Source organism: Holdemania filiformis (assembly GCF_003459085.1).
Classification (GTDB): domain Bacteria; phylum Bacillota_I; class Bacilli_A; order Erysipelotrichales; family Erysipelotrichaceae; genus Holdemania; species Holdemania filiformis.
Map to the genome: position 1 here is coordinate 1 of NZ_QRUP01000025.1, position 19493 is coordinate 19493.

The window sequence follows — 19493 nt, forward strand, 5'->3', positions numbered from 1 at the left end:
GTTATTCGGATGATGGAAGAAAAGCGGATGGATTTTTTAAAGGACACCAGTTACGCAATTGCCAGGATGCGAATGAAGTACGACGAGATGGATGAGAAGACAGTGTATAAAAAAGGCATAAAAAAAGGGATGCGGAAAGGTGTAAAGAAAGGCGTGAAACAAGGGAAAATATCCTTGTTGAAGGAGTTACTGCGGCAGAAATGGGAATTAACGGAAAGCGATGAGAAAGAGTTGGATAGTTTAAACGAAGCGAAAGTGAATCAGATCGTCCAAGTTTTAAATAGAATAAATACCTCGGAAGATCTCCACGAGCAGCTTAAAAAGCTTTCTGATTCAAAGCATGAAGCTGAGAACATAATCCAGCTGTCCTATACTCATGACTAAGTGGATCTGGACTTCGGAGGATCGGATTCAGGATAACGTAAAGTTGGAAAAAGTTCGCTAGAGTCAAATCATGGAGATGAAAATGGAAAGGATGGAATCAGATGACGCGCAGGAGTCACAACTCACAGCTCACAATTCCAACTATGAAAAACCCCCTCGATCCGAAGATCAGAGGGGGTTGGAGAAACTGTTTTTAAGCTGCTTATAGTGGAATTTCAAGGATACTTTTCTAAAGACAGGTATTGTACGGCAGCCATTTTTGCAGCGTTTCCATGTCCTGACGGAACTGTTCCGGCTGATCCTCTTTGACAAATTCCAGAATCAGCGGGATTTCGCGGGGAATCAAAGTCAGCCAGTTTTTCCAGGCTGCTTCCTGGGCTGCGAGCGGCAGCCGGGTGTTGTCGGGTAACCAGCTGAACACATGGACGCGTGCCAGCCAGGGCCGGATTTCCTCCAATTCCCGGCTGTTTTCTTCCGCGGTGAGCTCTGGATTGGGCTGCCAGTAGGTCTTGCAATTGGAGCGGTTGACGGCCTTAAGCAGCTTCACGGCGGAAGCGCTGTTATCCGTCAGCGATTTGCGGTGATATTCAAACGCTACGTCAATTCCCACTTTCGCTGCCAGATCGCAGCATCGCTGTGTTTCCGCGACAGCTTTCTGAAAAAAGTCATCGTCAGCTTGCGCGGAAGCGGTGCGGCCGGCCCAGATCCGCACAAGCGGCGCTCCCAATTTGACGGCGGTCTCGAGATAAGCCTGGAAATTGGTATCCGGATCGAGACCTTGATTCAATTTGTAATAGCTGCCGTAAGAGAAAATCGCAAGTTGATTTAGCCGGCAGGCTTCCGCAGCCTGACCGACCTGATCCAACTGCTTTGGTTTGATATGGACGTCGCTGCCCCATTCGATACCGGTGCAGCCCGTTTCCCGGGCCAGCGCGATGATTTCATCGACGCTCAGCTGACGAAAGGTGACCGAGGTCAGTCCGACCGGTCTCATGCGTGCTTCTCCTGTTTACCATACCGCAGCGAGATGAGCTTGCGTTTTACCCGGCGGCGGAAACGATCCGCTTTTTTCCAGCGGGCAGTGCGCGCCGGTTTGCGGATATAGTCGAATTCGCCGATCCGTTCTGTATAAACTGAGCCGAATGAACGCTTGTAATCATACAAACCGTAATGTGGATCGGACTTTTCCGTCACGCCGGAGAATCCGCACATGTCATAGCGCAGGACGCCGTGATTTTTCATGTCTTCGATTGCGAACCGGTGCAGGTTATCCACCGCTTTGATAAAGTTGAAATCCTTGTGGTTATAGGTATAAAGATCCCAAGACTGCGTGCCTAAGCGCAGGAACAGGCCGGCGGCGATCGCTGGCTTTGCACCGTATCGCGCCTTTAATGCTGCGGCTTTTTCTTTTTCTTTCAGCTTGGACTGCAGCGCTTCAGGATCCTTGTTATATTTGCCGCTGTCAATTTCATGCTGGATGCCGCTGATCATTTGATCGAGGTCAATTTCGGTCACATACAAAGCGGCGTGATCACCAAAGGCGTCCAACAAGGCTTCAAAGAAGGACTGGGGATGCGGCTGAAAGCCCTGAATCTGGGATAGCTGCCGTTCAAATTCGCACAGCTGCGGCAAATCCGCTTTCGTACCCAGGCGGGTCGTCACGCCGATCACCGCATGCCGGCGCAGACTGTTCTGGCGCGGCTTGGAGAAATGCCTGACAATCTCCTCGATGGAAGGCGACAGGTCGATGATTAACGTGTACCGATTGACCCAGCTGCCGTTGTAGGCATAACCGTAACCCTTATGCACAAACCCCAGCGATGTCAGCAGCGCTGTCATGTCTTCGTGATTTTCGCCGCCTTCGATCGGATTGCCTTTGATATCCCGCTCCATGCGCAAGACGTTCGGATCGATCCGCAGAAAGTCAACTCCGGCGTTTTCCGCCAGCTGGATCAATCCCCGCAGGCCTTGTTCACACAGCTCGGGATCGTCATAATCCAGACAAGGTCCCCAGGGAACATAGAAATAGTGGATACCCAGCGACTTCCGCTCGAGGATCATCGCCGTGCCTTTCAGTTCATCGTGATCATAAAAACCAATGAAATGCGGCTGATCCTGTTTCTGCAGTGCTGCCCACATCGAGGTTTTCATGTAATGCCCATACGGATGTCCGCTGACAAACGTGTCCAGCTGAGCGGCCGGGATTTGTTTACAGATGATCAATGTGATTCCCTCCTTAACCATTGTCGGCGCAATTCCTTAACTTTCGGCAGAAGCTGAGTCCAGATTGGATATAGAACCGGCTTGCACGGGAGGCTGAATTCGCCGATATAAACGTCGATCTTCGGTGAAAACGACGATTTGAAGATGAATAATCCATCGTCCAGCGTGCCTTCTACCCCGCCGAAGTTAAACCGTGTGCAGCCTTGTTCAAAAGCCCATTGAATCCCGCGGCAGCGCAGGGCATACGCGGCCAGGTAGCGGCGGTATTTCTCGTTTAAGCCGGAGTACAACAGCTCGCAGGTCGTGCCGTCATGAACTAACAACAGCGCGCTGACCAGAATATCGCGGCCGTCTTCCTGGGCCTGCTGGCGCAGCCTGGCTTTTTCTTCGTCAAGGTCCGCGATTTGTTTTTCCAGCTGTTTGCGCTTTTTGTTTGCTTTTTCATCCAGCTCGTTTAGATGCTTGCGAAAACCTTCCTGTTTTTCCTCGATGAGCGCCAGCGCATGATCGCAATCCAGATGAGCGGCGAGGATGCAGGACTGATCGCCGAAGTTTTCCATGATCGTCCGGAAGTAATCTTCGTTGCGCAGATGGATATTTTTACGCTGTTCCGTATATTTGATCATTTCGGCTAATTCGTGGACATGCTCAATCCCCCAGACCTCAATCTGAATCCCCTTCGCAAAGCTGTTGTGGATTTTTTCGCGGGTCTTTTTCGGAAAGAGCGCTTCCCAGTTTTCCTGACGAGGGAAACACAGCTGAAACCGCGGCTGCACGGTTTCGCTGATCAGCTTCGTATAACCCGCAAAGTGCGCTTTAGCCTTCGCCAACTGTTCCGGAATCGGACTGCGGGCGTTCCAGGCCGCTTCTTTCTGATCTAACTCAAAGCTGCCGATCATGAGATACGGATCGAATTTACATTCCACCGCGCCCTGTTTCGCGCAGAAACGCCGGATTGCGGATAAGAAAAATTCAACCTGTTCGGAATCGTCATAGTCCATGATCGGTCCGCGGGGGATATAAGCCAGCTTCATGCCCATCGGCAGTTTGCGGAACAGGATCATCGCCGCTCCGCACAGCTGTCCATCCCGGGTCATGCCGACAAATTTTGAAGTCCATTCCTTTTTAACATGAGCCCAGGCTTCCGTCTGATATATATTATTACAGCGGCTGGCACGGGTAAATTCGTCCAGCTGCTTTCCTGTGATCGATTCACAAAATTGCAAATTCATAATGCTTCGCCTCCGATATTTCATTATAGCATACCCGCCCTTAACTTTCTCCAATCGTTTTGGAATCTGAGGCAGGAATCCAATCCAGAGAGGGGAAGAAAAACGGAGAAAAGGCGCGCTTCGGCCGTTCATTTTTTGACATTTTTGGTTAAAAAAGGGTTGCGGTTTTTAAGGAACAATGGTAATATATTAAAGCACCGGACGCTTAGCTCAGTTGGGAGAGCACTTCCTTGACGTGGAAGGGGTCAGGGGTTCGAGTCCCTTAGCGTCCACCATGATTTATAAGTAAAAGTTGTCGTCAAGGCAGCTTTTTTGTTTTTCTTTCCCGTTCTCCGCTTGTGGAAATCCGATGTTGATCAGCGCTGTGAACGGCATGGAGGATCATGAAGAATTGAAGATCTGAGATCTTAAAAATGTTGTTTTTAATGAACATACTTGTGATACAATACACATATAGATTGACTGACAGTCGAGAAACAGGATGATCATTCTGCATAGATTCGGCTGATTGTGGGGGAACTATGGCATACAAGATTGGAGAAGTTGCGAAACTATTAGGAATTTCTTCTGAAACCGTCCGTTATTATGAACGGGAAGGCGTGATTCAATCACAGAAAATTGATCAGGAAAGCGGCTATCGTTACTATGAAGCGCTGGATATCAACGCCTTAATGCGGGTCAGAATGTACCGCAATTACGGTTTTACGTTACAGGAAGCAAAGGAAATGTTAAATACCTGCACGCTGGAAGAGATCGCGGAGCGGCTGGCGGAGAAGAAGACGGAGCTGCAGGCGGCGGTGGCTTGGAATGAACGGCTGCTGGCGTGTGCCGACCGGATGATCGAAATTCATCGTTCCGCGGCGGAAATGCTCTGGAAGTGCCGGATCGAAGAGAGTCCCGCGATGTTTCGTTTTTGTTATCAGATCCAGGATCAGCTGATCGACGATCCTGAAATTCAGAAACGCGTCCAGGCGTGGACGGTAAAGATGCCGGTTGTGATGCCGACGCCTTTTTTTGCGAAAGACGATATCCTGGCTGGAAATAAGAATTTTGCGTTAGGATTGTGCGTGATGACGGAAGACGCTGATTTTCTGCGGATCGATCCTCAAGCCCGGGGAATGGAATACGTTCCTTCTCAGCTTTGTGTCCACACGGCCATTTCTGCGCAGGCTGGCGAACTGCTGCACTGCGGCTTATTTCAACATGTCCTGCACTACATGGAAGCGCATCAGCTGGAATTAGCCGGCGACGCGATTGGGCGCACGGTTTCAACGCTTCACCGGAGTACGACGCAGGAGCGGTTTCATCAGGTCTGGCTGCCTTTTAAAAACAAAAAGACTGGATTTCAATAGATTGGGATTGACTCTAAAGCCCCTTTAACGTGTACTCTGATAACAGGGAAAGATAACGCTTTCACACAGGGAGGGTAAGATGAAAAAATCAAATCTTAAGAGAATCGTTGTTTTGTTTCTAAGCGTGCTGCTGGCAGTTGGACTGACCGGCTGCACAGCGGCACCGAGCAATAATCCGAAGGGAACAGCTGCCGGCTATACGTCCGGCACCTACACAGGGACAGGCGCGGGACGCAATGGCGAGTTGAAAGTTGAGGTCACGTTCACCGCTGATGAAATTACCAAGGTTGAAGTCGTTGAGCATTCGGAAACCGAAGGAATTTCCGACTTGCCGCTGCAGCGGATTCCGGAAGAGATCGTGAAGAATCAGTCGCTGGCAGTCGATGCCGTCGCGACGGCAACCTTGACCAGCAATGCGATCATCGAAGCAGTCGCTGATGCGGTTACCCAGGCCGGCGGCGATGCGGAAGCATTGAAAAATGTGAAGATAGAAAAGGAAACTGCCGGAGATTTAGTCCAGCGGGAAGCGGACGTCATCGTTTTAGGCGGCGGCGGAGCCGGCGTTGCGGCTGCGTATGCGGCGGCGGAGAACGGGGCTTCGGTCATCGTGGTGGAGAAAACGGCAGCTCTGGGCGGCAATACGATGCGTTCCGGCGGCTATTTCAACGCGGTTGTTCCTGAAAATCAACAGAGCCAGGTCATGACGGCCGGGCAGCTGAAATCGGTCGAGGAATACTGCACAATGGAGCCGAAGGACGAAACCATGAAGAGCTGGCAGGAACAGCTGACAGCTGAATTTGACGCGTATAAGAAGTCTGGCGCGGAACATTTATTTGATTCCGTTTATTTACACATGCTTCAGACCTATGTCGACGGCGATTATGTCGGTAATCCGGCCTTGATTCAGTCGATGTGCGAAAAAGCGCCGCAGACTTATGCCTGGATGCAGGATATGGGTTTCGACTGGAAAGAGAAGTCGATTGTCATCGTCGGTTCGTTATGGCCGCGCGCGAATATGTCGCAAACGTATAAGAGCGGCATCGGCTTTATTGAAGTGCTGAAAAACGACGCGGATAAGAAAGCCTTTCCGATCGAATATGATCTGGAAGTCAAGGCTGAGGAATTCATTGTGGAAGACGGTCGGGTAACCGGAGTCCGTGCGGTGGCCGCCAATGGGACGCCGTATGAATACAAAGCCGGAAAAGGCGTTGTCCTGGCAACCGGCGGATTTGGCGCCAATGTGGAAATGCGCGTCAAGTATAACAGCATCTGGGCTGATTTAGGGCCGACGGTTCCGACGACCAACAGTCCGGCGATCACAGGCGACGGGATTCTTATGGCGCAGGAAGTCGGCGCCAACCTGGTCGGCATGGATAAGATCCAGCTTTTAATCGCTGATCCGAAAACGGGTGAGACTTCGACCAATGTCGGCGATACGACAAGTATGTATGTCAATCAGGAAGGTCACCGGTTTGTTAACGAATCAGAACGCCGTGATGTTTTATGCGCCGCGACTTTGGAACAGACCAATGGAATGATGTATATTATCAGCAGCTATCAGAACAGCCGCTTAGATGAGAATTATGTGAATACCTACGGCATTCATGTCGATGATTTAGTCGAACGCGGAGCGGTGTATAAGGCGGATACGATTGAAGAACTGGCGGAACAGGTCGGTATGGATCCGGCCACTCTGCGGAAAACCGTCGATGATTACAATGCTGCGATTGACGCGGGTTATGATGAACTGACGGGTCGGACGGTTTTCAATGAAACCGCAAAAATTGAGGATCATGGACCGTATTTCGCCAATCCGCGGACGCCGGCCGTCCACCACACGATGGGCGGGGTGGAAGTTGACGTCTACGCTCATGTTTTAGACGCTAGCGGAAACCGGATTCCCGGCTTATATGCGGCGGGTGAAGTGACCGGCGGATTCCATGGCGGCAATCGTTTGGGCGGCAATGCAATCTCCGAAGCGATCACGACCGGCCGGCTGGCAGGCAACAGCGTCATTTCTGATCAATAAGCAGATTTTCTTCTAATCCAAGCTTGAGTGCATCAGAACAGGCTGGCTGAGGAATAAAACCAGAATAACCGAAACAAAGGGCGTGTTGCTGCAACGCGCTCTTTTATCTTTAATGTCTTACCGCTTCTCGATGCCGGAGGATTGAAATGGTTATATATAGTGATAAAAGTACGTCCATGGCGCTTTTGGTAGAGCGCGGATTCAGTTTAGCGAAGACCTTGGCTTCTAGATTTGATCAACGAGACTGGGCTGGAATTGAAATCAAAACGAATTTCAGTGGTTGGATAGCTTCCAGACTCAATAAGGAAATAATCATTGAAGGAAAACCTATAGAAAGACAAAAGAAGAGTAAAGTCAAAAATTTGTGGGGAAAGTCATAAATTCAAAACTTGTGTAAAGTTTATCAATGCTACAATTCAACTATCAGGAGGAATTGAAATGAAGAAATTTTGGATTACTGGTTTATCCCTGCTGCTGGCGCTGAGCTTTACGGCCTGCGCTAAAAATCCGCAGACCTCGCCCGCACCCTCACAACAACCTGAGGAAGGACCGAAGGAAGAAACGACAACGACGGTTGTCATCGGCGCCGGGGGCGCCGGCATGATGACGGCGATCGAACTCAAGAATAACGGCCAGGACGTTATCCTGTTGGAAAAACAAGCTATGCCGGGAGGCGCCACACTGCTGGCGGCGACTTATTTTGTCGCCGTCGATACGGAAATGCAGAAGGAAGCTGGCATGGGACTGACAATCGACGATTACATCGCGAAGCAGACGGCTTCCAATCCTGATTTTAACGCGGATAATTTACGCCGGTTGTTGGAAAATAGTCAGGACAGCATCGATTGGCTGAATGAGCGCGGGGCGAATCTGACCCGTCCGATGTCCAACTATCAAATCGGAATCGGCGATGGCAGCTCGCTGGGCGTCACGCTGGTTAAAATCTTAAAGGCAGAATGCGAAAAAGCCGGCGTGGATCTGCGCACGGAAACAAAGGTTACAGAAATCCTGATGGATCAGGGAAAAGCGATAGGTGTGAAAGCCAACGGACCCGAGGGTGAGTTGATTATCCATGCCGATCAGGTCGTCATCGCAACCGGCGGGTATGCCGCCAATCAACAGCTGGTGAAGGAATATGCACCGGAATGGGCGGGAACGCCGTTTACAACGGCGGCCGGCAGCACCGGCGACGGTCATCAGCTGGCGAAAGCTGCGGGCGCCAATCTGACCAATATGGATGTTGTGCGGATGAATCCAGCTGTTTATACCGATGAAAACGGAAGCAGCTACAGTTTGAGCGTAGCCCGCGCCGAAGGGGGAATTCTCGTGAATCTGCAGGGTGAACGTTTCTGCAACGATTACTATCCGGATTATACTCAGCTCTCCCGCTGGATGCTGGAACAGGAAGGGGATACTACTTATATCGTATTTGACCAGAAATCGGTGGATACTTCAACCCGGCTCGCTGATTTCAAAGACCGCGGTTTCTTCCTGGAAGCGCAGACACTGGAAGAATTGGCAGCTTTGATGGAAGTACCTGCGGAAAACCTGACGGCCACGGTGGAAAAATACCGCGGTTATGTCGACAAGGGCGAAGACGCAGAATTTGGCCGGACTAACAACATGAACACCCGTCTGGATCAGGCGCCGTATTACGCAGTGAAAGTGAAGCCGGGCATCCAGGTTACGCTGGGCGGGATCCAGGTCAATGAAACAATGCAGGTTCTGAATCCGGAAGGCCAGACGATCGAAGGTTTATATGCCTTGGGTGAATGTGCGGACGACGGTTTGTTCGGCGGCGCTCCGACCAATATTGACATTACGTTCGGCCGTTTGCTTGCCCAGCATTTAATGAGTAAATAACTCGCGTCTTTATACTGAAGCAAACTTGGAAAACAAGCGGAAAATAAAAAATATGGAAAAGAAGTCGGTTAACGCTGACTTCTTTCGTGTTGAATCCAATGCGCGGTTAAAGTGAAAATTATGATATGATGAAGCAGGGAGGGATACGACGTGGAAGTTTATAATAAAGAAATATTCTGCCGGACGATGATTGTTAACGAAGCTCTGTTTGGGCAGACGGAAGACCAGTTGCGAATGATGATGAATGAAGTTGACACGGAGTTGAACTTTGATTTTCATAATTTTTATCTGTGCCTGACAGGCCTGCCGAAGAAATATTATACCTCTGACTTGAAGTTGAACCGACAGGATTTCGTGCGGATTTTTGAAGCGTTCATCCTCCGGATTCAAGCGCAGGCTCGGCAAGCCGCAGTGGAAATGATGCATGCGGTAATCAATTATGACGGCTCCAAGCAAATCGTGTTTCTGATTAAAAAAGGGGCGAAAACAGAATCAGAAATTCTGATGTTTGCCCGTCAGATTATGGAAACGCTGGAAGCGGAATATCAGAAAGATGAACGCTACCGACAATCCTCGCTCGCGAATTTTACCGTGCTCTCCGAGCTGATTTCCGATTATTCCACGTTGGCTGCCGCGTTTGAAAAGCTGCGGAAACTGAGCCGGCTGGCTTATTTTGACATGCGTCCGGTGGTTATCTGCAGTCAGGATATCCCGCAGGGAAAAGGCGACTGGAACCGGATCCGGGAACTGTTGGAACAGATAGAGCTTTTGCTTTTTGATAAGAATGTCCGCAAGCTGGAGCTGGCTGTTCATGAACTTTTCATTAAAGAAGTGAAGCCCAGCTTTAATTTTGATCTGGGCTACGCGGTGATCAACGATCTGAACCGTCTGACTATGAAGCTGAAAGACCAGCTCAATTTAACGCAGTCTTCTGCTTCGCTGCTTTTCCATCTGGACCGCTATTTCAGCGTTGAGGAAACGGAAAAAGCGGTGCTTGAGCGGCTGCGTCAGATTCATCAGGAAGCGGCGGCGGATTATCAGCGCATGAGCCCGGTTACTCAGCAGGCAATCGCCTGGATAAAACAAAACTATACGGAGGAAATCGGACTGCAGGAAACCGCGGATTATTTAGGGATGGCGCCCGCTTATGTCAGCCGGACGTTCAGCCGGGATTTAAAGATTTCATTGAGCGCTTATATTACCCGCCTGCGGATCGAAAGGGCCAAGCTTCTGTTAATGGAAACGAATATGAGAATTGCGGAGATCGCTGTCAGCGTTGGCATTGTCAACCGCGATTACTTCAGCGTGCTGTTTAAGAAAAATACAGGCATGCGTCCGCAGGCATATCGCGATTGTTACCGACAGTAGAACTGCCGGCCAGTCTAGGCCATACTCGATCAAAGCTCATCCCCCCTGCAGGAGCTCAGCCAGCCGTTGAAGACATTGACCTTTCTTTGCATAGCTGCGTTTTTCATCATAATAATCAATTAAAAGCGTCAGATAGAACCGTTTCTGATGCTGATCCAGTTTTTTCTGACCCTGTTTTAACAGGTTGATCAGCAGCTTATCCCGCCGCGGATCCTGATCGGCAACGGCCTTCATGACTTTCATTAGATCAGAAATCGGTTCAGAATAGGATTTATCTGCCGGGATCTGATTTTTCATCAGCACAATTTCGCCCTTTTTATATTTCAGAAGACACCGCAGAAAATCCAGCTCTTCGCTGGGATGGGAAATATCGCCGAAGCGCTCGAGAACGGCTTCGGCTTGTTCATAGCGTCCATGATTTATGCAGCAATAACCCAGCTTACAGAGAATGACAGACCGCGTTCCGGACATCAGGTTCAAGGTTTTGCTTTCCAGCATCGACGTCAGGATTGCCGCCGGCCGGTCATATTCCTGCATCGCCAGGATCGCCGCGTACTGGATATGACAATAGATCAGAAAGGGATAGCAGTTTGCCTGATTGAACATGCGCGAAGCGTTGGCGCAATGTTCACTGGCAAGCAGGCTTTTTCCTTTCTTAAAATAAAGAAGGGAAGCATAATAATGACCCAGCGCATTGAACAGAGGTTCTGAATTGATTTTCAGACAGCGGTGTAAATGAATTTCCGCTTCGATCAAATCCTGACTCAGATCGCTGATGCCGCAGGCAAGTTCAAACAGCGCGGCCTGTGTATCGCTAAAGCTTTCCCGTATACTGGTCAACAGGCGTTTTTGTTGAGAAAATCCGCGCTGTTTTTTTATCATGATGGCATAGACAAAAAAGGCCAGATGATAATCAAGGGCCAGGGGCGAAGCGACATATCGTTTGCGCAGACGTTGTAAATTCAACGCCTGTTCCCGTGCGGCATCCAAGTCGGAAAGCAGCGCGGTGCGGATGAACTGATCCAGCTTTTGACGAGCCGGGAGCAGCCAATTTTGATCGATGGTGTAGTCGAGATCCAGCGCTTTAGCCAATTGACGCAGAATCTGTGGGTCAGGCTGGGCCTTTCCTGTTTCAATCTGACTGAGATAACTGGCTGAGATGTGGCATTGAAAGGCCAGATCCGTCAGTTTCCGCGATTGATCCATCCGGCTAATTCGAATAAGAATTCCGGGAATTTTCATCATCATTCAACTCTCTTTCCTGTAAAAAAACTTTTAACCATGATCTTCAGCGCGATTTTTAACGGTTGTTTAATGAACGGACAATCGTTGCGGTTTATCCGCAATCCCGTATAATGAAATCGGCGGCCGGCGGGAAATGAAAATGGAAAGAGAAAAGACCGGATTCCGGTTAAAATCCGGTCACAACAGAGTTGACAAAACGAGGTTCAGCTTATTGTTTCTTGTTTTCGTAAGCTTCGTAAACTGCCAGCTTTTCCTTTGTGGCAGCGATGACTTCCGTCAGGTTTTCAAGGATGGTCTGTTCACGGAATAGCAGTTCCGTCATTTCCAGCTGATCTTCCTCGCCGTAACCGCCATATTTTAAATCATTGGTCAGATTTTCAATCGACCGTTCTTTCTTTCCGACTTGTTTCGAGATCAGGCTCAGAAAATCGGCGAGATCAGCGCTGGTAAAATCGCCGATGCCGACGATTTCATTGAGCAGCGTGTAAGCTTCTTCAGGATTGGTTGCCGCGGTGACTAACATATTTTATCTCCTTTGTTTAACGACTTAAATTGAAGAAATTTAAGTATAAAGCAAATATTGCTTCTTGTTTTATTATAATCATTTTTGCATCCGGTTACAATATAATCAAATCATGAACGACGATTTTATGAGGTAATTATGAGCAAAGAGAAGAAAGATCACGTCGATTATTGTCTTCTGGGTCAGCGCGTGCGGCGCGCTCGGATGAAGTTAAATCTGACTCAGGAGGTGCTGGCTGAAAAAGTCGGCGTATCCATTCCTACGATCAGTCATATTGAAACCGGAACGAATAAGGTTAGCCTGGAGTTGTTTGTCAGCATTGCCAACGCGCTGAACGTGACGCCGGATGAGCTGATTATGGACAGTGTGCCGAAGCTGACAGCTTTTTATATGAAAGACATTCAGGAAGAGCTGAAAGACTGTTCCCCCGCTGAATATAAAATTTTGACAGAAACGCTGGCAAGCATGAAAGCGGCGCTGCGGCGGTATCCGCGAAGGAATGAGGATGAATAACTCCCCGATAATGCAATCCAGTTTATTTATAAACGGCCGGCTTTACCGCAAAGCCGGTTTTGTCTGTTGTGATGGGGAGGGAGAACGAATCGTCGCTGATCCGGGACATAGAATGATCAACGGATGAACTAAAGTAAAATGGATCCGGAATCACTTCTTTATTTTATCAGTCATCCTGACGTTCAAACAGTTAAACCGACATTCGAAGACTGGCGCAAAGCTGAACCTCCGTGATTTGAAATAAACGAATTTTATATTCAGCCTGCCAGAAAATCAGAAAGTACGGATAATCCTGGAAATAGTCAGAAAGATTTATCCGAACATGAGATAGTTAAACAAAAAAACAAATTCTATCTTTTCCACCTTAAATTAGTATATAAAACGATAAAATAGGAATATTTTCAGGAAATTGAATTGTATTTTTTTATTTATAATTTATAATTAATGAGATTAATAAAACTACAACCATCTGAACTTAAAAAAAAGCTGAAATAACCTCGGGTGCCTGTCAAATAAATGAGGAGAAAATAAATGAAATCTTACTTTGCTTCCAAAAAAGCAACTGCGGCGGGTACCCTTATTATCTGCGTCATCTCAATTATCTTTACACTCAGCAGTATTTATTCGATTCGAAATATGGAAATTGCGGCGTCACGGATTTACGAACACCCTTACACCGTTTCCAATTCTTCCCGCGAAATGCGCTCTCGGCTTTTGGATATGAAACAATTTATCAGTATTTTCTTAACGGACAGCTTTCATTCCGTAGAGGAAACCGAGGCTTTACTGGAAGCGCGCTATGCGCTGCAGCAGGAGTCTTTGGACAAAATCACGGAGAAATATCTTGGCCCTGCCGACGATACGAAAAAGCTGCAGGAGAAAATGGATGAGCTGATCGCAGAGCAGAGTCAGCTGCTTTATTCAGTTCCCGATTATTCGGAAGCAGAGATTAACGATTATTTGAATGAATATATTTATCCGATCTATGATGAAGTCAGCGAAACCTTGACAACGATTATCACCTTTGCCAATCAGAAAGTTTTAGCTCTGGAAAAAGAGATGAAATACACGAGCGTTCTGGCGATATCGACGGCGGTTCTGCTTTCTTTGTTTATCATTATCCTAAGTATCCAGAACAGCCGGCACATGGAACGCAGGCGTGTGCATGACGTGGCGGATCGCGAGAAAATGTTTGATTTGTTGTCCAATAATGTCGACGACGTCTTCTTTATCTATAATTTAAAAGAGAAATGGATGGAATATATCAGCCCTAACTGCGAACGGATTCTGGGCTTGAACGAGGATCAGCTGCAACAATACGATGCTTTTACAGCCACGCTGTCAGAAAATGATCAGGCGGCGCTTTATCAGCTTTTCCATTCCGGGATTCTGCGCAGTCAGGCTGAAATCAGTTTAAAGATGGAAGGTCAGGGAATTCGGGATAAATGGCTGTTGTTAAAAGCCTATCCGATTCTGGTTAACGATCAGGTTGTGCGGTATATCATCAGTATCGGGGATCAGACCGACGCGCTCTTAGCTCAGCAGAATCTGCGCGACGCCCTGACGCTGGCCCAGAAAGCCAATGACGCGAAGAAGGATTTCCTTTCCCGGATGAGCCATGAAATCCGCACGCCGATGAATGCGATTATCGGCATGGCGACGATTGCGGCGGCGAATATCCACGATCAAAACCGGGTTGAAGATTGTCTGGCCAAAATTGGCTTCTCATCCAAACATTTATTATCATTGATCAACGATGTGCTCGATATGTCAAAGATCGAAGAAGGAAAGCTGACCATGAGTCATGAGCCATTCGAGTTCCGTCAGCTGATTCAGTCGATTACTTCCATTATTGATTCCCAAGCCCGCTCGCGTAATCAGAATTTTGAGGCCACCGTCGTCGATTTCACGGAGGAAATGGTCGTGGGCGACGCTATGCGTGTGAATCAGATTCTGTTGAATCTTTTGTCGAACGCCGTCAAGTTTACTCCTGAGAATGGAAAAATTCGGTTGGAAGTGCGCCAGATCGGGATCCGCAACAATCAGGTGCGGATACGCTTTACGGTCAGTGATACAGGAATCGGCATGAATGAAAACTTTCTGCAAAGGTTATACATGCCGTTTGAACAAGCTGACAGTATGATTTCACAGCGGTTTGGGGGAACGGGACTGGGGATGTCGATTACCAAAAACCTCGTCTCGCTTTTAGGCGGAACGATCCAGGTTTTCAGCAAAGAAAATGAAGGAACGACATTTATTGTAGAATTATCTTTTGAACGAATGGACGCCCCCGCGCTGACTTCGACGGTGGAAAGATTAAATCAGCTGAATGTTCTGGTTGTGGATGACGATCAGGATACCTGTATCCACACTTCGCTTTTACTGGAACGCATGGGGATTCTGGCGAAATGGGTATTAAAGGGTGAAGAAGCGGTAAAGATCATTATTGACGCGCATGGAAGCGACAACGAATATGATGTTTGCTTTATTGATTGGCAGATGCCGGATATGGACGGTATTGAGACTGCCCGCAGGATCCGGAAATATGTCGGCGCGGACACGCTGATCATTATTATCTCGGCGTATGACTGGACTCCGATTGAACAAGCGGCCCGGGAAGCGGGCGTCAATGCTTTTATTTCCAAGCCGATGTTTGCTTCCACGATCTACAATACATTGATGACGGTAACCCGCAGACCGACTTATGAGAAACCGGAAGAAAAAGAAACGGTGAAGCCGCGGGAACTGGCGGGAAAAAGAGTGTTGTTAGTGGAAGACAATGAATTGAATATGGAAATCGCGACTGAAATTTTGAAAATGGCGGACGTCAAGGTGGAATGCGTTAATAACGGCCGGGAGGCAGTGGATCAAGTGCTGAATTCCGAAGCGGGTTATTATGACCTGGTGCTGATGGATATTCAGATGCCGATAATGAACGGCTATGAAGCAACGCAGGCTATTCGTAATTCCAATCATCCCAACGCGAAGTCGCTTCCAATTCTGGCGATGACGGCCAATGCGTTTGTCGAGGATATAGCGCTGGCGAAGGAAGCGGGAATGAACGCACATATTGCCAAGCCGATTGACGTCAGTCAGCTGTATACAACGCTTACCCAGATTCTCCAGGAGACGCCGGACGGGGATTCCGATAACGGGGTGTTGGAGAATTAAAGCTTATTGAATCCACTGATGATTTGCGGAATAACATTCCGGCAGAAGCTTCAGTACAGAAAAAGTGAAATCGGGGAATAAAAAAAGCTGGCAGTCAGGCCCTGAAGGTCCTGAATTGACCAGCTTTTTATCTTTTCCCGGAAGCGGAAACTCACTGTGAATTTTCTAAGAGCGGCGTCCAGGCGGAAATCAGTACGTTGATCAAGCGCGGGAACGGATCAGGTTTAGAATCCAGACTAAGCCGACGCCCCATAAGATATGACCCAGACCGGCGATCCCGGCGATCATGGCGCCGACTTCCATGCCCTGGACTTCCATCCAGCCATGGACCAGGAATAAGGCGACGGTCCAGATCAAACCAACATTATAGACTAGATAAGCCTTGCGGAAAGAGCCGGTTTCGGCAAAATCAATGAATTTGCTTAACAGGGCGACGATTAAGAAAAACAAGGTGCCTAATAAAAACAGATGACCATGGGCCAGCGACAAATAGGTCCGGCTTGTATAATTGAGCATCCGCGTGACTTCACGGAAGAAAACGCCGGCGGCCATGGCGCCCAGGGCGTAGACAAAAGCAGTGTTGATTAATTTTTTCATGGATAAATTACCTCTCTTTTCTATTGAATTTCATCGTTGTTCAATGGGGTTAAGACATTTTCCAGCCAGCGCCGCAGTGATTCATAGCGATAACCGCGGTTTTCCAGGCAGCCCAGCAGGCTGTAAAACAGGAAGGCGGCGCGTTCGTCCAGCTGATCGTCCGTCTCGTCAGGGAAACTGGTCTTCAGGGCCAATGCCAGCTGATGCGTCAGATGCTTCTGAGCGTGCAGTTCACGGCTTTTCGCTTCTTCCAACGCCGCGGGCGACAGGCCGGACGCGGCATGCAGAAACTCGGATGAGAATTCATCGACGCTTTCTTTCATGACGGCGTAAAGCCAGTCCAATTTGACTAAGACGTCGCCTTCGGGAAACGACTTCTGATGAAAACAGTTCTGCCAGAACTGTTGGACGACGTCCAGAACCAGACTGTCCTTGGTCGGGTAATAGTTATACAACGTACCTAAGGCGATGTTGCATTCGCGGGCTAAATCACGCAGCTTGAGTCCGCTTAAGCCGCCGGTGCGCGACAGCTCGATCGCTTTTTCAATCAAGGTCTGTCTTAGATTAGGCAAAAGTTTAGGCAAAGTCTCACTCCTCTCAAGATATGAACTGTGTTCATTATAAGAAGAAGAATCATGAAAGTCAACGCAGACGCTCAAAATGAATGAAAAAGAATAAACAGGAAATGATCGCAAAAGGTGTTGACAGAAACAGCTTCTGAATCTATAATGAACAACGTTCATAAAGGAGGAAAATTTATGCAAGCAATTGTAGAAACTGTGTTTGATATTGTTTATCTTTGTACGGTGATCACGCTCGGGCTGATCATGATCCGCCAGGGCCGCGGTCATCGTCAGTATGTCCTGTTCGGCATCATGGCGGTGACGCTGGGCGCGGGCGATGCGTTCCATCTTGTGCCGCGGGCCATCGCGCTGTGCACGACGGGTTTGGAAAATTATACGTTCGCGCTGGGGGTCGGAAAATTCATCACCTCGATCACGATGACAATTTTCTATGTTTTATTATATTATGTCTGGCGTCAGCGTTATCAGGTATCCGGAAAGCAGGGCGTGACGATCACCATCTATCTGTTGGCGGCGCTGCGGATCGCGCTGTGCCTGTTCCCGCAGAACGGCTGGACCAGCGCCAACGCTCCGCTATCCTGGGGGATTTACCGCAATCTTCCGTTTGCCCTGCTGGGAATCTTGATCATCGTGTTGTTTTATCAAAGCACGAAGCAGCATCAGGACGCGGCTTTCCGTTTCATGAGCCTGACGATTCTTCTCAGCTTTGGCTTCTACATTCCGGTCGTCTTGTGGGCGGATACGATTCCGCTGATCGGCATGTTGATGATTCCGAAGACCTGCGCTTATGTCTGGACGGTCTGGATCGGATATTCCGCGATGCGCAAAGAACTTCAAGCAAAATAAAGATAGATGTGCCAAACAACGCAAACAGCCGCAGCCTGAAGAAATCCAGGCGCGGCTGTTTTGACTTTATTCAGATTATAATAAGATCTGCGAGGTCACGGTTTCATGTTTGGCGGAGAGGATTATTGAAAATCAGCGAGATGTTCCTTCAGCCAGACGGCGACGCCGTCTTCCTCATTGCTCAGCGTCCGCTGATCAGCCGCTGCAGAAATTTCCGGGACGGCGTTGGCCATCGCGACGCCGCAGCCTGCTTCCTGAAGCATTTCCAGATCGTTGTAATCATCCCCAAAAGCGACAACCTGACTTAAATCCAGCCCCAGATGATCGCAGAAGGCCTGCAGCGCGGTGCCCTTGTTGACCTGTTCGGCAGTGACGACAAAAATATCCAGGTTCTCGCTTAAGGGAACGGCCTTCATCCCATAGCTGGAAAAATCAATCGCTTCCACCGCCGCGTGGTTGGGCGTCACGACGAAAATCTTCTGAATTTCATGCGTCTCAAAATGATCGAGATCCAGCCGCAGTGATTCCCCCTTGTTGATAAAATACTCGTTAGTTGTATAGCCCTTGGTTGGGTAAAACAAGGTGAGCTGCACCGGCTCGATTTTTCGAACGGTCTGGATCAGATCGATCACTTTCTGACTGTCGATTTCCGTGCGGTGGATGACCTGCCCTTGATGATAGATGATCGAACCATTGGTGCAGATCATGGAACGCGCGTGGATGAGATCGGCATAGCGCTGCGTCCGTGTGATTGCCCGGCCGGTTGCCACGACAATTTCCGTTTTTGGCGGCAGCTGAGCGAAGACTTCTATCGTTTCCCGGGACAACGACTTATCTTCATGCAGCAGCGTCTGATCGAGGTCGACGACGACACATTTGTATTTCATTGGAACATTCCCCCCTTTGTAGTCATTAAGTATAGCATTTCAAAGGAACGCGAACAAGCCGGAGCGGATCGAAGCAATCATGGTATAATGGAGAAAAGATCCAGGAACAGGAGGATGCGGTCATGATTCAAATCCGTGAGGCAAAAGCGGAAGATCAAAACGAGGTGGCCCGGCTGATTGAACAGCTGGAGGAAGCGCCGGTCCATCGGGAAGCCTTGAACGCCGTTTATCAAGAAAATTTAAACAATCCCCAGATCGTCTATCAAATTGCGCTGTCAGAAGGAAAGATCTGCGGGTTTGTCAGCGTGCATATTCAAAAGCTGCTTCATCACACCGCGCCGATTGCTGAGATTCAGGAACTGGTTGTCGATGAAAAATGCCGCGGTCAGGGCGTGGGAAAGCTGTTATTTGGGAAAGCGAAAGAAATTGCGGCTTACGCCGGCTGTCCGCAGCTGGAATGTGCGTGCAATCAACGCCGGACTGCCAGCCATGCCTTTTATAAAAAGCAGGGAATGACATGCCGGCATTTCAAGTTTACGCTGCCGCTTCATTCTGAAACAGAAGAATGAAAAGTATTCGGGTACATCAGAGGAATCAGGAATATTGTAAACAAAAGTAATCAGAAGGAAACGGCAGTCTTAAATCAGGAATGCCGGAAAGGTTAGGAAAGCGAGGC

At 48.7% G+C, this 19493-nt stretch carries 18 protein-coding genes and 1 tRNA gene; 11 read left to right on the forward strand and 8 right to left on the reverse strand.

Annotated features, from left to right (window positions below):
• The first annotated feature begins 27 nt into the window (after window positions 1-27).
• Entirely contained in the window at window positions 28-384 is a 357-nt protein-coding gene (locus DWY25_RS15255; RefSeq protein ID WP_147336702.1) for an RpnC/YadD family protein, read from the forward strand.
• Between the two features lie 229 nt (window positions 385-613).
• Here DWY25_RS15255 and DWY25_RS15260 read toward each other — a convergent pair whose 3' ends face one another.
• The 3 genes from DWY25_RS15260 to DWY25_RS15270 are packed head-to-tail and all read right to left on the reverse strand — an operon-like array spanning window position 614 to window position 3839.
• A complete protein-coding gene (locus DWY25_RS15260; protein ID WP_117895946.1) occupies window positions 614-1378 on the reverse strand; it encodes a sugar phosphate isomerase/epimerase family protein in 765 nt (254 codons plus the stop codon).
• Window positions 1375-2607 (reverse strand): lipid II:glycine glycyltransferase FemX, encoded by a 1233-nt coding sequence (locus tag DWY25_RS15265; protein WP_181981858.1) that lies wholly within the window; start codon window positions 2605-2607, stop codon window positions 1375-1377. The genes DWY25_RS15260 and DWY25_RS15265 overlap by 4 nt, the downstream gene beginning before the upstream one ends.
• Entirely contained in the window at window positions 2604-3839 is a 1236-nt protein-coding gene (locus DWY25_RS15270; protein WP_181981859.1) for a peptidoglycan bridge formation glycyltransferase FemA/FemB family protein, read from the reverse strand. The genes DWY25_RS15265 and DWY25_RS15270 overlap by 4 nt, the downstream gene beginning before the upstream one ends.
• A gap of 199 nt (window positions 3840-4038) precedes the next feature.
• On the opposite strand from DWY25_RS15270, the gene DWY25_RS15275 reads away from it, so the two are divergent.
• The 6 genes from DWY25_RS15275 to DWY25_RS15300 all read left to right on the forward strand — a co-directional run bounded on the left by DWY25_RS15275 (window position 4039) and on the right by DWY25_RS15300 (window position 10451).
• Window positions 4039-4114: transfer RNA gene (locus DWY25_RS15275), tRNA-Val, on the forward strand.
• 246 nt (window positions 4115-4360) lie between these two features.
• Window positions 4361-5191: a MerR family transcriptional regulator gene (locus DWY25_RS15280; RefSeq protein ID WP_117895949.1), complete on the forward strand. Its 831-nt coding sequence runs from the start codon at window positions 4361-4363 to the stop codon at window positions 5189-5191.
• 79 nt (window positions 5192-5270) lie between these two features.
• Window positions 5271-7220, forward strand: coding sequence for an FAD-dependent oxidoreductase (locus tag DWY25_RS15285; protein ID WP_117895950.1), 1950 nt, complete (start codon window positions 5271-5273; stop codon window positions 7218-7220).
• 146 nt (window positions 7221-7366) lie between these two features.
• Entirely contained in the window at window positions 7367-7600 is a 234-nt protein-coding gene (locus tag DWY25_RS15290) for a hypothetical protein (RefSeq protein ID WP_117895951.1), read from the forward strand.
• Window positions 7601-7658: 58 nt separating this feature from the next.
• Window positions 7659-9083: an FAD-dependent oxidoreductase gene (locus tag DWY25_RS15295; RefSeq protein WP_117895952.1), complete on the forward strand. Its 1425-nt coding sequence runs from the start codon at window positions 7659-7661 to the stop codon at window positions 9081-9083.
• Window positions 9084-9233: 150 nt separating this feature from the next.
• The gene (locus DWY25_RS15300) at window positions 9234-10451 is read left to right on the forward strand and encodes a helix-turn-helix domain-containing protein (RefSeq protein ID WP_117895953.1); all 1218 of its coding nucleotides are present in this window, start codon (window positions 9234-9236) and stop codon (window positions 10449-10451) included.
• 36 nt (window positions 10452-10487) lie between these two features.
• Here DWY25_RS15300 and DWY25_RS15305 read toward each other — a convergent pair whose 3' ends face one another.
• Window positions 10488-11696 carry a helix-turn-helix domain-containing protein gene (locus DWY25_RS15305; RefSeq protein WP_181981860.1) on the reverse strand — a complete coding sequence of 403 codons (1209 nt, stop codon included), beginning with the start codon at window positions 11694-11696 and terminating at the stop codon, window positions 10488-10490.
• Between the two features lie 208 nt (window positions 11697-11904).
• Window positions 11905-12219 (reverse strand): hypothetical protein, encoded by a 315-nt coding sequence (locus tag DWY25_RS15310; RefSeq protein ID WP_006061121.1) that lies wholly within the window; start codon window positions 12217-12219, stop codon window positions 11905-11907.
• A 138-nt stretch (window positions 12220-12357) separates the two neighbouring features.
• Between DWY25_RS15310 and DWY25_RS15315 the strand changes: the two genes are divergently transcribed.
• Together DWY25_RS15315 and DWY25_RS15320 are read left to right on the forward strand one after the other, a co-directional pair.
• Window positions 12358-12732 (forward strand): helix-turn-helix domain-containing protein, encoded by a 375-nt coding sequence (locus DWY25_RS15315; protein WP_117895955.1) that lies wholly within the window; start codon window positions 12358-12360, stop codon window positions 12730-12732.
• Window positions 12733-13263: 531 nt separating this feature from the next.
• On the forward strand, window positions 13264-15903 hold the full coding sequence (locus DWY25_RS15320; RefSeq protein WP_117895956.1) for a hybrid sensor histidine kinase/response regulator: 2640 nt from the start codon (window positions 13264-13266) through the stop codon (window positions 15901-15903).
• Between the two features lie 201 nt (window positions 15904-16104).
• Here the strand turns inward: DWY25_RS15320 and DWY25_RS15325 are convergent, their stop codons facing one another.
• Together DWY25_RS15325 and DWY25_RS15330 are read right to left on the reverse strand one after the other, a co-directional pair.
• Window positions 16105-16500 carry a DUF2871 family protein gene (locus tag DWY25_RS15325; RefSeq protein ID WP_006061117.1) on the reverse strand — a complete coding sequence of 132 codons (396 nt, stop codon included), beginning with the start codon at window positions 16498-16500 and terminating at the stop codon, window positions 16105-16107.
• A gap of 20 nt (window positions 16501-16520) precedes the next feature.
• On the reverse strand, window positions 16521-17084 hold the full coding sequence (locus tag DWY25_RS15330) for a TetR/AcrR family transcriptional regulator (RefSeq protein WP_181981861.1): 564 nt from the start codon (window positions 17082-17084) through the stop codon (window positions 16521-16523).
• Window positions 17085-17258: 174 nt separating this feature from the next.
• Between DWY25_RS15330 and DWY25_RS15335 the strand changes: the two genes are divergently transcribed.
• The gene (locus DWY25_RS15335) at window positions 17259-17930 is read left to right on the forward strand and encodes a hypothetical protein (RefSeq protein ID WP_117895958.1); all 672 of its coding nucleotides are present in this window, start codon (window positions 17259-17261) and stop codon (window positions 17928-17930) included.
• A gap of 122 nt (window positions 17931-18052) precedes the next feature.
• On the opposite strand, the gene DWY25_RS15340 is transcribed toward DWY25_RS15335, so the two are convergent.
• Complete coding sequence (locus tag DWY25_RS15340) at window positions 18053-18817, reverse strand: HAD family hydrolase (protein WP_117895959.1); 765 nt, start codon at window positions 18815-18817, stop codon at window positions 18053-18055.
• Window positions 18818-18939: 122 nt separating this feature from the next.
• Here DWY25_RS15340 and DWY25_RS15345 point away from each other — a divergent pair, with 122 nt between their 5' ends.
• The gene (locus DWY25_RS15345) at window positions 18940-19386 is read left to right on the forward strand and encodes a GNAT family N-acetyltransferase (protein ID WP_220412965.1); all 447 of its coding nucleotides are present in this window, start codon (window positions 18940-18942) and stop codon (window positions 19384-19386) included.
• Window positions 19387-19493 lie beyond the last annotated feature (107 nt).